This is a genomic window from Nocardiopsis ansamitocini, assembly GCF_030268225.1.
Taxonomy (GTDB): Bacteria; Actinomycetota; Actinomycetes; order Streptosporangiales; family Streptosporangiaceae; genus Nocardiopsis_D; species Nocardiopsis_D ansamitocini.
Genome location: NZ_BSQG01000003.1, coordinates 44,070 through 56,076 on the forward strand (window position 1 = coordinate 44,070; position 12,007 = coordinate 56,076).

Below are 12,007 nucleotides of genomic sequence, written 5' to 3' on the forward strand. Positions count from 1 at the left end.
TGCAAGTAGTTTTGCTGGTGAAAGTCCACACATTTGCCGCCTCATCGGCGTAACGGTTTTGTCACGTGGGGGGAGTGCCTGTTAAGCGACGGTTTCGCCCTCAAGTACAGCCGTGATGGCGTGATCGCTCACGGCGAACACGCGTCATGGAACAAAACTCGACTCTTCTTTATTGAGTCTTAGTGACTCAAGAAGGAGGGTCCGATGAGTGACACGAAGTCCGGCGTGACGTTGCCCGTCCTGCCGCTTGACGACGACGTTGTTCTTCCCGGCATGGTCGTACCGGTCGACATTTCCGAGGCCGAGGTCAGTGCCGCGATCGAGGCGGCCCAGGCGGTGGAGTCCGCAGGGAAGGGGGCCGCGGGGCGTGCCGGGGGCAAACCGCGGGTGCTGATCGTGCCGCGGGTGGACGGCTCCTACACCGGCGTGGGTACCGTGGCGCTGATCGAGCAGGTCGGGCGCACCCCTGACGGAGACCCGGCCGCCGCATTGCGCGGCGTGGTCCGGGCGCGGGTCGGCGGCGTCACCACCGCTCCCGCGACCGCTGTCGGCCGGTCGTCGGGCGACGTGCTGTGGGTGGACGCGACCACCCACGACGACGCCGCCCCGGAAGGTGGCTATCCGGGCCGGGTCCAGGAGCTCGCCCGCGAGTACAAGACCCTGCTCACCACCTACCTGCAAAAGCGTGGCGCCTGGCAGATCCTGGACGGCGTCCAACAGATCGACGACGCCGGACTGCTCGCCGACCGTGGTGGCTACTCCCCGTTCCTCAAGACCGCCCAGAAGCTGGAGCTCCTGGAGACCTACGACGTTTCCGAGCGGCTGGGGCTGCTGGTCGAGTGGACCCGTGCCTACCTGGCCGAACTGGATGTCTCCGAGACCATCAACAAGGACGTCCAGGAGGGGGTGGACAAGCAGCAGCGCGAGTTCCTGCTGAGGCGCCAGATGGAGGCCGTGCGCAAGGAACTCAACGAGCTGTCGGGCAAGCCGGGCAGCGAGGAGGAGGACTACCGCGGACGCGTCGAGGCGGCTGCGCTGCCCGAACACGTCGCGAAGGCTGCCCTCGCCGAGGTGGACAAGCTGGAGCGGGCCGGTGACTCCTCGCCGGAGGCGGGCTGGATCCGCACCTGGCTCGACACCGTCCTGGACATGCCCTGGAACGAGCGCACCACCGACGCCTACGGCATAGGCGAGGCACGTGGTGTTCTCGACGCCGACCACTCCGGCCTGGACGACGTCAAGGACCGCATCATCGAGTACCTGGCGGTGCGCAAGCGCCGCGAGGAGAAGGGGCTGGGCGTCATCGGCGGTCGGCGCAGTGGTGCGGTGCTCGCCCTGGTGGGGCCGCCCGGAGTCGGCAAGACCTCGCTCGGTGAGAGCGTGGCGCGTGCCATGGGTCGCTCCTTCACCCGGGTCGCCCTCGGCGGGGTGCGCGACGAGGCCGAGATCCGTGGCCACCGCCGGACCTACGTCGGCGCGCTCCCGGGCCGGATCGTGCGGGCCGTCAAGGAGGCCGGGACGATGAACCCGGTCGTGCTGTTGGACGAGATCGACAAGGTCGGCAGCGACTACCGGGGAGACCCCAGCGCAGCACTGCTGGAGGTGCTCGACCCCGCGCAGAACCACACCTTCCGCGACCACTATCTGGAGGTCGACCTCGACCTCTCCGACGTGGTCTTCCTCGCCACGGCGAACGCCCTGGACACGATCCCCGGCCCGCTGCTGGACCGGATGGAACTGGTGGAGCTGGACGGCTACACCGAGGACGAGAAGGTCGTCATCGCCCGGGACCACCTGCTGCCCCGTCAGTTGGAGAAGGCCGGCCTGGACGCCTCCGAGGCCGCGCTCACCGAGGACGCGCTGCGTCTGATCGCGGGGGAGTACACCCGGGAGGCGGGGGTGCGCTCGCTGGAGCGCTCCATCGCCCGTGTGCTGCGCAAGGCAGCGGCCTCCGTCGCACTGGGTGAGCGGGAGCTGCCGCTCACCGTCGACGCCGCAGACCTGCCCGACTACATCGGCAGGCCGCGCCACACACCCGAGTCCGCCGAGCGGGTGTCCGTCCCCGGTGTCGCCACCGGGCTTGCGGTGACCGGGGCGGGCGGTGACGTGCTCTTCGTCGAGGCGTCGCTGGCCGACGCCGAATCGGGGGCCAGTGGACTGTCGCTGACCGGTCAGCTCGGCGACGTCATGAAGGAGTCCGCGCAGATCGCGCTGTCCTATCTGCGATCACGCGGTGCCGAGCTGGAACTTCCGGTCGGTGACCTCAAGGAACGGGGGGTGCACATCCACGTTCCTGCGGGAGCGATCCCCAAGGACGGCCCCAGCGCGGGCGTCACGATGACGACGGCCTTGGCTTCCCTGCTCTCGGGGCGTCCAGCTCGCTCGGACGTGGCGATGACCGGAGAGGTCTCCCTGACGGGCCGGGTGCTGCCGATCGGCGGGGTCAAGCAGAAGCTGCTCGCCGCGCATCGGGCGGGCATCGGCACGGTGCTCATCCCGGCACGCAACGAGCCCGATCTGGACGATGTGCCCGATGAGGTGCTGGAGCAGCTCACTGTCCACCCGGTCAGCGACGTGCGGGAGGTACTCGCCCTCGCGCTGGAGCCCGCGCACAGCACGCAGACGGTTGCGGTGCAAGAGGGGTCAGGAGCAGCAGCCTCCGCGTGATGGACCGACGGCTCTCCGGCCCCGGAGGTGCTCTCCGAGGACGCGTGGCCGCTGCCGAGCGAGTGGACGCCGGGCCGCCGGGCAATCCGGCGGCCCGGCCGTCGTAGGACCGATGGCTGTGTCGAACCGTTCACCACGACCGAGGAGCACCCCGTCCGCGCCGAACCGCGCCGCACGTCGGCGGAGCCGTAGTAGCGGGCTCGACGGCCTGCCGTCGGCGGCCGGTCCTCCCGCCTCACCGCGTACAGCGATCGGGCAGCCGAAGCGGGGTCGTCGGTCGGGTGCCCGCCACGAGGGGAGCGGCGGTCTCCCATAAATTGGAGGGATGACCACCGCTCACGACACCGACCCAGCCCTGCACGTCGCCCTGATCGGCTACGGCAAGGGCGGCGAGGTGTTCCACGCCCCGCTCATCGACGCCACCCCCGGGCTGCGGCTCTCGGCCGTGGTCACCGGCAACGACGAACGTGCGTCCGCTGTGCGCGACCGCTATCCCCGCACCGAGGTGATCGCCTCTGCGCAGGAGCTGTGGAAGCGTGCGGGTGAGTTCGAGATCGCCGTTGTCACCACGCCCAACGAGACCCACGCGCCGCTGGCGCGGGCAGCCCTGGACGCAGGGCTCGCCGTGGTCGTGGACAAGCCCTTCGCGCTCAGCCCGGTCGAGGCACGCGACCTCGCCGACCACGCGCAGCGTCTGGAACAGGTCCTCACGGTCTTTCAGAACCGCCGTTGGGACAGCGACTTCCTGACCCTGTGGCAACTCATCGAACACGGCGAGCTCGGCCGAGTCCATAGGTTCGAGTCCCGGTTCGACCGCTGGCGTCCCCGGCCCAAGGGGTCCTGGCGCGAGAGCGGCCGGGTCGAACAGGGAGCCGGCCTCCTCTACGACCTGGGGGCACACCTCATCGATCAGGCGGTCAACCTGTTCGGCCCGGTCGCCACCGTCTACGCCGAACTCGACTCCCGTCGTCCCGGTGTCGGCTCCGACGACGACACCTTCCTCGCCCTCACCCACCGCGGGGGCGTCCGGTCCCACCTGTGGATGAGCGCACTGGCGGCTCAGCTCGGCCCGCGCTTTCGGGTCCTGGGCGACCGCGCGGCGTTCACCGTCCACGGCCTTGACGGCCAGGAGGCCCGCCTGGGCGCCGGTGAGCGCCCGGGTGGACCGGACTGGGGGCGGGAGCCCGAGTCCGCTTGGGGGCTGCTCGGGGTGGAGGGCGACGCCAAGCCCGTTCCCAGCGAGCGCGGCGACTACCCGGCTTTCTACGCGGGGGTGCGCGACTCGGTGGGCGAGGGGGAGCCATTGCCCGTGGAACTCCACGAGGTGGTGCACGGCCTGGACGTGATCGAGGCGGCTTTGCGCAGTGCCCGTACCGGTCAGGTCGTCCAGGTACGGGAGGGCTGATCCACAACGGGCGGGCTCACCCCAGGCCCTCGGCCAGCAGGCGCGGCCCCTCGTTGATCACGAAGGACCGGAAGGCCGCCACCGCCGGGGTCTCGGTCTGGCCGATGCGTCGCACCAGGCCGATCGTGCGGTGGGCGCCGGGAGTGTCGATCGCCAGTTCCGCGGTCCCCGGCAGCAGGCCGTGCGGGTGGGCCGGCAGCACCGCCACGCCCAGCCCGGCCGCCACCAGACCGCGGACGGTGTGGGTCTCGTCACCCTCGAAGGCCACCTGGGGTTCGAACCCTGCCCGGTGGCACAGCTCGTCGGTGAGGTGGCGCAGGCCGCGACCGTGCTTGAGCGCGATCAGGGGTTCGGTCGCCACCACGGTGAAACCGACCCGGTCGCGCTGGGCCAGCGGATGGGAGTCCGGGACCACCAGTCGCAACGGCTGACGGTGCAGCATGTGCTCCTCCAGGTCGGGCTCCCCGGGCAGAGGAGAGGTCAGCGCCACGTCCACCGACCCCTCGCGCAGTCGTCCGACCGACGCCGCCCACACGTCCTGGAACAGTGTGAAGCGCGCTTCGGGGTAGCGCTGGCGGAACCCGCGGATCAGTGCGGGCACCACCTCGGCTCCCAGGGTCGGGAGGAAGGCCAGGGTGACCGTCGTCGCCGTTGCCTCGGCCACTTCGCGTCCGCCCGCTGCCAAGGCGTTGAGAGCGCGCCGCGCGTGTGGGAGGAGAACCGCTCCCGCCCTGGTCAGGCGTACCCCGCGTCCGGTTCGTTCGACGAGGACCACCCCCAGCTCCTCCTGGAGCCGGGCCAGGGAACGGCTCACGGTCGGTTGGGGAACGCCCAGCTCCTCGGCGGCGCGAGTGATGTGTTCGGTGCGTGCAACTGCTTCAAACGTGCGCAGTCGGGGGGCAAGAACCCGGGTGATCAAGGCGGTGTCGTGATCATTCATGTAAAACAGTATGAACTATCTGCAACTCATGCATTAGACGTATTGATTCATGCTTTCTATGGTCGGAAGGTGACCCGAACCAGCGCTGCTCCGCCCGCACCTGGCCAGACCGGATACCGCGTCGGCAGCAAGGACTACCGACGCGTCGTGACGGCCATGGTCGCCGCGGGGGTCGCGACCTTCGCCCAGTTGTACGCGGTGCAGGCGGTACTGCCGGGGATTGCCGTGGCCTTCGACGCCTCGGCCTCGGCCGCCGCCCTCGCGGTCTCTCTCGCCACCGGTGGCCTGGCGGGGTTCGTCCTGGTCTGGAGCGGGATCGCCGATCGGTTCGGCCGGGTCCCGGTGATGACCGGGGCGTTGGTGGTGTCCACGCTGCTGGGTTCCGCGGCTCCCTTCGCCCATGAGCTGTGGCTGCTTCTGGTCCTGCGCGCGCTTCAAGGGGCAGCCCTCGGCGGGTTGCCCGCGGTTGCCGTCGCCTACCTGGCCGAGCGGATCCACCCGAGCGACCTCGGGCGGGCCGTTGGTCTCTACATCGCGGGCAACACCCTGGGCGGAATGAGTGGCCGGCTCGTGGCCGGAGCGGTCGCCGATCTCGGCGGTTGGCGGTGGGGAGTGGGCGCCGACGCCGCGCTGGGCATGCTCACCCTCGTCGTCTTCTACGTCGCGATCCCACGTTCCGGTTCCCTTCCGCAGAGCTCGGGCGAGGGCTCCGGCCGGGGGCTGGCCTCCCGACTGGGCGCGAGCCTGCGCGACCCCGTGCTGCTGGGCCTCTATGCCCAGGCCCTGCTCTTGATGGGTGCCTTCGTCACCGTCTACAACTTCCTGGGTTTCCGATTGCTCGCGCCCCCTTTCGGGGTGTCGCAGACGGTGGTGGCGCTACTGTTCACCGCCTACCTGGCGGGGATGCTCAGCTCCTCGGTGGCCGGCTGGCTCGTCGATCGGGTCGGTCGGTACCGGGTGTTGCTGCTCGCCGCCGTGGCAATGGCCCTGGCTGCCGCGGTGCTCGCCCTCCCCCTGCTGGGGCTGGTCGTCCCAGGGTTGGTGCTCTTCACCTTCTCCTTCTTCGCAGCCCATGCCACCGCATCGGCGTGGGTGGGGCAGCGGGCGACTTTCGCCCGGGCCCAGGCCGCGGCGCTGTATACCCTCGCCTACTACCTGGGATCGAGCCTTTTCGGCTGGCTCGGCGGCGTCGTCTACGACCGGCTCGGCTGGACCGGGATGAGCGCCTATGTAGTGGTGCTGTGCGCAGCCGCACTGCTGTGCGGGCTGCCACTGCGTGCGCGGCGCTGACGCCCACCTGGCGCGCCTGCTGCCCGTCAGCGGGTGGTGCGTTCCCCGCCATTGACCGCTATCACCTGGCCGGTGATCTGACGAGCGGTGTCGGAGGCGAGGAAGTGCACCGTGCCGGCGACGTCTTCCGGAGTGCCCGCGCGTCCCGTGCTCGCAGCAAAGATCAGCGCGTCCCGGTGCTGGTCGGTGAGCCGGTCCCGGAAGAACTCGGTGCCGGCGATGTAACCGGGCGACACCACGTTCGCCGTGATGCCGCGCGGGCCCAGTTCGGCGGCCAGGCTGATGTTCCACGCCGCGAGGCCTGCCTTGGCGGCGCCGTAGGATCCGGCCGCCTTGTCCGCGGCGATCGAGCCGATACTGATCACCGTGCCGCCACCGGTGAGGCGGTCGCTCACCGCTGTGGTCATCAGTACGGCCGTGATCAGGTTGGCATCGAGATTGGCCCGCCAGTTCGCCGCGACCGCGGCGAGGTCGGCCGCCTCGGGACGGTCGAAGTCGGTGTTGCCGCCGGCGCAGTTCACCAGTACGTCGACGGGGCCCAGCCCCGTGGCGAACCTGCTGACCTGATCGGCGTCGGCCGCGTCGCACGCAGCGGCGCGTACTCCCGCGCCCAGGTCCTCGACGACCGACTCAAGGGGGCCGTGGCGGCGCCCGGTGATGATGACCGAGTCGCCTGTGTGGGCAAATGCGGCTGCCACGGCGCGGCCGATCCCGGTGCCACCACCGGTGACGATGACTGTTCGCTGCACAGGGTTTCTCCTCAGGTATCGTTTAGGGCTAAATGGCAACATATCATTTAGCTCTAAAACAAAAGGAACGTGATGAGCGGCAACCTGGATCCGACCGACCCGATCGACGACATCGCCCTTTCCTGGTCGCGCGAACGCCCCGGGACACCGATCGAGGGGATCGGTATCGTCACCCGCATCTGGCATGCCGCCAAACTGCTCGGGGAGGAGCGGCGGCGGGTACTCGCCGCCGCGGGGGCGGATCCGGCGACCCTCGACCTGCTCAGCGTGCTGCGCCGCAACGGTCCGCCCTACCGGTTGACCACCCGCGCACTCGCCGAACGCACCATGGTGACCCCCGGAGCGATCTCCCAGCGCGTCGCCCGCGCCGAACGCGACGGTCTGGTCGTGCGCCAGCCGCACGACGACGGATCGAGAGCGGTCGTCGTCACGCTCACCCCAAGCGGTCACGAACTGGTCGAGCGCCTTGTGGACGAGGTGCTCAGTCGTGAGGCCGCCCTGGTCGCCGGGCTCACCCCGGACCAGCAGGCGGCCCTCACCGCCCTGCTGCGCGCCCTCCTCGCCGACCTGCACGGCGCGCTGGGGGTCCAGCCCCCCTCGCACGTCGGTACCGGCGACCTCTGACCCCGCCGAGACGTGTCGCTGCCCCTCCTGCCGGTGGTCCAGGTGGTCGGCCCGCACACGAGTTCTTCCCGAGCAGGGGACTCGGGCCGGCCGGCTTCTCGCCCAACCGCCTCCTGTGCCGTGCAAGCGCCCCCGGGGTCCACGGCCACGCCCCGGCGGAGCCGCGCGACCGGCCCAACGGCACCCCTGCGCGCAACGGACGACGAAGAACCTCGGGCATCCGGTCTGCGTTCTCACCGGGGCAGCGCTTTTGTGCACTATGAATAGTCGGGTGGCACAGGTTCTCGTCATCGCAGACGATCTCACCGGAGCGAACGCGACCGGGGCGCGCTTCGCGCGCTCCGGCCATCGTGTCGCGACCGTCGCGCCGGAGCACGTCACCCGCGCGGCGGAGGACTACGACGTCGTCATCGCCAACCTCGACAGCCGGCACATGCCGGCCGAGCAGGCCATGGACCTCGTCGTCGACGTGATCGAGGCCGTCTGGCCGGTCGGCCTGGTCGTCAAACGGGTGGACACCACGCTGCGCGGCAACATCGGTGCAGAGACGGAAGCGGCCTGGCAGACTCTGCGCGACCGGTATCCCGCCGCCACCCGGGTGCGAATCCTGATGGCCCCGGCCTTCCCCTCCTCGGGGCGCACCACCTCCGGTGGGATCCAACTGCTCGACGGCGTCCCGCTCGAGCGCACCGAACTCGCCCTGGACCCGATCAGCCCGGTGGGAACGGGGGCCGTGGCCGACGTCCTCGCCCGTCAGACCACCCTTGCGGTGCGTCACGTACCGGTCCGTCAGGTCACCCGGGACCTTCTCGCCGCGGAGCTCTCCGCAGGTGACGAGCCGGTGGTCCTCTGCGACGCACTCACCGAGCCCTACCTTGCCGACCTGGCCGAGGCGGCAGCGCAGGCCAGCCGTGAGCAGGGCATCGTCTGGCTCGTCGTGGACTCCGGGCCCACCGGTGCGCTGCTCGCCGAGGCGCTGCACCTGCGGGGGGAGAGCAACGTCACGGGGCCGCTGCTGGCCGTCGTGGGAAGCGCCACCGACCTGTCGCACCGTCAACTGGCGGCCGTCGCCCGCAGCGGCCCCGCGCGGTTCATCGACGTCGACGCCGAAGCACTGGCCGGCGGTGCTCCGGAGTATGCCGAAGAGGTGCTGGCATCCCTGGTCGACGCGCTCACCACGTACGTGTTCCCCGACGTGGTCATCATGCGCACCACCCTGTCGGCCACCGAACTGGCGTCGCTTCCGATGCGTACGCGCCACACCCTGCCGGGCCTGTTGGCCGGCCTCGTCGCCAGGGCCGTCCACGACGCCGAGCACGAGGCGGGCCCCGCAGGGAGGCCCAGCGGGCTGTTCACCAGTGGCGGGGACGTCACCTCAGCGGTCCTGGACCAACTGGGGGTACATGCCTTCGAGGTCGGCGGTGAGGTCCTGCCGCTGGTGGTGCACGGTGTGGTGGCGGGCGGTCCTCTGGACGGGGCACCCCTGGTGACCAAGGGCGGAATGGTCGGTGAGGACACGGCCGTCCTGGAGTGCCTCGGCCGCTTGCGCCGCGCCGTCCAGGCCCGCCTGCGCACCGTGCGCTCGGAGGTCTCCGAACACGTGCTGTTCGCGGTTGAGGACGCGCACGGCCCGGGGTGAGAGTCCCACCCATCCGTGGGGCCCGGCGGCTCCGAATACGTCTTCGGCGGCACTACTTCCAGGAGAGGCGGGAAACCATGAAGAGCTGGGTCCTGATCGGGATCGGCGCGTTGTGCGTCCTCATCGGTGCGGTGTGGGGCCTCCAGGGATGGGGCTACCTCCAAGGAAGCGTCATGACCGGTGTCACCCTGTGGGGCATCGTCGGCCCCGTGGTCCTGGTAGCCGGTCTCGGCCTGCTGGTGTGGGGGATCCGCGCCCGGCGCTGACCGAGGGCTGCGCCACGGGGGATCCTGGACTACAATCCGGGAAATTTACCCACGTCACCGCGGTGTCCTCGGTGGCGAGAGGAGGACGATGCGCCCGATCTCCCGTGACACGGTCCAGCGTGTTCCCAAGGTCGTCCTGCACGACCACCTCGACGGCGCCGCGCGTCCCGCGACCCTGGTCCAGCTCGCCCGGGTATCCGGTTACCAGGGCCTGGTCACCGAGGACCCCGAACGGCTCGCCGCGTGGTTCCGCGCGGTGGACGAGCCCCGCTCGTTGGAACGCCACCTTGCCCGCTTCGACCCGCTCGTCGACCTTCTCCAGACGCCCGAGGCCCTCACCCGCGTCGCAGCCGAGTACGTGCAGGACCTCGCCGAGGACGGTGTCGTCTACGCAGAAGCCAAGATCGCCCCCGAGCAGCACACCCGTGCCGGGCTCACCCGTGAACAGGTCGTCGACTCCGTCGTCGAGGGGATCCGCGTCGGCACGGCCAAGGCCCGGTTGTTCGGACGGACGGTGGACGTCCGGCTGCTGCTGACCGCGATGCGCCAGGCCGCCGACTCGCTGGAGATCGCCGATCTCGCTGTTCGGTACCGGCACCGGGGGGTGGTCGGTTTCGACATCGCCGGCCCCGAGGCAGGTTATCCGCCCACCAGACATATCTCGGCCTGCGAGTACGTCAAACGGGAGAACTTCAACCTGACCTTGCACGCGGGAGAGGGATTCGGGCTCTCCTCCATCTGGGAGGCGATCCAGTGGTGCGGTGCCGACCGGCTCGGCCACGGGGTGCGAATCGTCGACGACATCGCCGTGGGGGCGGAAGAAGGAGGGACGGAGGGGCCTCGGCCCAGCGCCAAGCTCGGTCAGCTCGCAGCCTATGTGCGCGACAAACGCATTCCGTTGGAGCTGTGCCCCGCCTCCAACGTACGCACCGGCGCGGTCCGTGCACTCGCAGAGCATCCAGTGGACCTGTTGCGCCGGCTGCGCTTCCGGGTGACGGTCAACACCGACTCCAGGTTGCTCGCAGCCACCTCGATGACCGACGAGTTCACCGCCCTGGCAGACGTGTTCGGCTACGGCCTCCGCGAGCTGCGCTGGTTCACCGTCAACGCGATGAAGTCCGCTTTCATCGGCCATGACGAACGCCTCGACCTGATCGAGCGCGTCATCAAACCCGGCTACGCAGCCGAGTACCGCGACCACGCGGGCGCGGCCTTCTTCCGTCAGGAGGACCAGTGGTGAACGGGCGCACTTCCGACTCACGGGGGTCGGACGTGGTGCGTTCGCGGCTCCGCACCGCCTGCGAGCCCCCCGGGCGCGTACTTCCGCTTCGCCCGATCGTCCTGTGGACAACGCCGAGGTGCCCTGACGCGGCCCCCTAACGTCGGACAAGGACCCAAACGGGTCCCCGACCCGTTGGAGGCGGTATGCACTACGCGGTGCGCATCAACGTGGAGACATCCCCGAAGCAGACCGACCTCGATCCGGAGCAGGCACACGTCGGGGCGCAGCAGATCCTGGCCCAGATGGGCACCATCGCCAGGATCGAAGGCCCGGGAGGGCTCCGGGTGGTGGTGCATACCGCCGAGGCCCGGGCCCATCCCCGGGGGGCTCTGGTCAAGGCCGTCGTGGAAGCGCCCACCGCGTCGGCGGCCGAGACCGGTGTGCGCGTCGCGCTGTCCCGGCTCCTCACGGAATCCGCGCGAACCGCGTACTGGTGGGTGGCGCAATGTGCGGCCGTCCCGCACGCCGGCCCTCCCGTTCCCGGGCTGCGGATCGGGGCGTGCGCGGGGTCTCCCGAAGCCACCGCACGCGCCCGTCGACACGTGCTCGGCCATGCGGCGCGGTTGCGGGCGTTTGGCCCCGCCATGTTCGAGGTCCGGCCCGATCCAGCGGAGCCCGGGCGCGCCGCCCTGCTCGCGGGGTCGATCCTGATGGGGATGCACATCGTCCTCGACGGACTCTTCAACGACCTCGACACGATGCACCGCGAGCAGATCAGTGCCGCGGAGCTCACCGATCCCTGGATCCTGGGCGAACTGCCCGCTGCGGTCGCGACGCGGTGTGATGATGTTTTCGTCCGGCGTTTTCTTCTCGTCGGCGGTACCGCGGCGCACCGCCTGGTCGAACCGGTCTGGCAGCCCCCGACGAGCTTCGCCGAGGCCCTGGCGCTTTACACGATGTTCCAGGCCGCCCACGACTATCTTGTGGGCAATCGCTTGTTGGTCGATCCCGGCCGTCATTTCGACGCCCTGAGGCGCAACGCCTTCGAGCGGTCCCACCAGGAGTGGTTGGGGCTGCTGGGCGACGCAGCCGACCCCTTCGGAGACAGCGCCGACCCCTGGAGGCTGTCCACCTGGTTCGACCCGCTCGACACGGTCTGCGTCGCCCACCCCTACGTCTACGACTCCACCCCGGTCTGACGCGCA

Annotated in this window: 10 protein-coding genes; 8 read left to right on the plus strand and 2 right to left on the minus strand. The window is 70.1% G+C overall.

What is annotated here, in order from left to right; all coding sequences use genetic code 11:
- Nucleotides 1-204 precede the first annotated feature (204 nt).
- A complete protein-coding gene (gene lon / locus QSJ59_RS09940) occupies nucleotides 205-2,667 on the plus strand; it encodes an endopeptidase La (protein WP_285758886.1) in 2,463 nt (820 codons plus the stop codon).
- Between the two features lie 325 nt (nucleotides 2,668-2,992).
- Nucleotides 2,993-4,072: a Gfo/Idh/MocA family oxidoreductase gene (locus QSJ59_RS09945; RefSeq protein WP_285758888.1), complete on the plus strand. Its 1,080-nt coding sequence runs from the start codon at nucleotides 2,993-2,995 to the stop codon at nucleotides 4,070-4,072.
- Nucleotides 4,073-4,088: 16 nt separating this feature from the next.
- Here QSJ59_RS09945 and QSJ59_RS09950 read toward each other — a convergent pair whose 3' ends face one another.
- Nucleotides 4,089-5,012 (minus strand): LysR family transcriptional regulator, encoded by a 924-nt coding sequence (locus tag QSJ59_RS09950; protein WP_285758889.1) that lies wholly within the window; start codon nucleotides 5,010-5,012, stop codon nucleotides 4,089-4,091.
- A 69-nt stretch (nucleotides 5,013-5,081) separates the two neighbouring features.
- Between QSJ59_RS09950 and QSJ59_RS09955 the strand changes: the two genes are divergently transcribed.
- Nucleotides 5,082-6,302, plus strand: coding sequence for an MFS transporter (locus QSJ59_RS09955; protein WP_285758890.1), 1,221 nt, complete (start codon nucleotides 5,082-5,084; stop codon nucleotides 6,300-6,302).
- 26 nt (nucleotides 6,303-6,328) lie between these two features.
- On the opposite strand, the gene QSJ59_RS09960 is transcribed toward QSJ59_RS09955, so the two are convergent.
- Complete coding sequence (locus tag QSJ59_RS09960) at nucleotides 6,329-7,051, minus strand: SDR family NAD(P)-dependent oxidoreductase (RefSeq protein ID WP_285758892.1); 723 nt, start codon at nucleotides 7,049-7,051, stop codon at nucleotides 6,329-6,331.
- Nucleotides 7,052-7,123: 72 nt separating this feature from the next.
- Here QSJ59_RS09960 and QSJ59_RS09965 point away from each other — a divergent pair, with 72 nt between their 5' ends.
- The 5 genes from QSJ59_RS09965 (at nucleotide 7,124) to QSJ59_RS09985 (ending at nucleotide 12,001) form a co-directional block, all read left to right on the plus strand.
- Nucleotides 7,124-7,675 carry a MarR family winged helix-turn-helix transcriptional regulator gene (locus tag QSJ59_RS09965; RefSeq protein WP_285758894.1) on the plus strand — a complete coding sequence of 184 codons (552 nt, stop codon included), beginning with the start codon at nucleotides 7,124-7,126 and terminating at the stop codon, nucleotides 7,673-7,675.
- 271 nt (nucleotides 7,676-7,946) lie between these two features.
- Nucleotides 7,947-9,314, plus strand: a complete 1,368-nt coding sequence (locus QSJ59_RS09970; RefSeq protein WP_285758896.1) for a four-carbon acid sugar kinase family protein — start codon at nucleotides 7,947-7,949, stop codon at nucleotides 9,312-9,314.
- Nucleotides 9,315-9,391: 77 nt separating this feature from the next.
- The gene (locus QSJ59_RS09975) at nucleotides 9,392-9,580 is read left to right on the plus strand and encodes a hypothetical protein (RefSeq protein ID WP_285758898.1); all 189 of its coding nucleotides are present in this window, start codon (nucleotides 9,392-9,394) and stop codon (nucleotides 9,578-9,580) included.
- A gap of 88 nt (nucleotides 9,581-9,668) precedes the next feature.
- Nucleotides 9,669-10,820, plus strand: coding sequence for an adenosine deaminase (locus QSJ59_RS09980; RefSeq protein WP_285758900.1), 1,152 nt, complete (start codon nucleotides 9,669-9,671; stop codon nucleotides 10,818-10,820).
- 185 nt (nucleotides 10,821-11,005) lie between these two features.
- Entirely contained in the window at nucleotides 11,006-12,001 is a 996-nt protein-coding gene (locus QSJ59_RS09985) for a hypothetical protein (protein ID WP_285758901.1), read from the plus strand.
- Nucleotides 12,002-12,007: the final 6 nt, after the last annotated feature.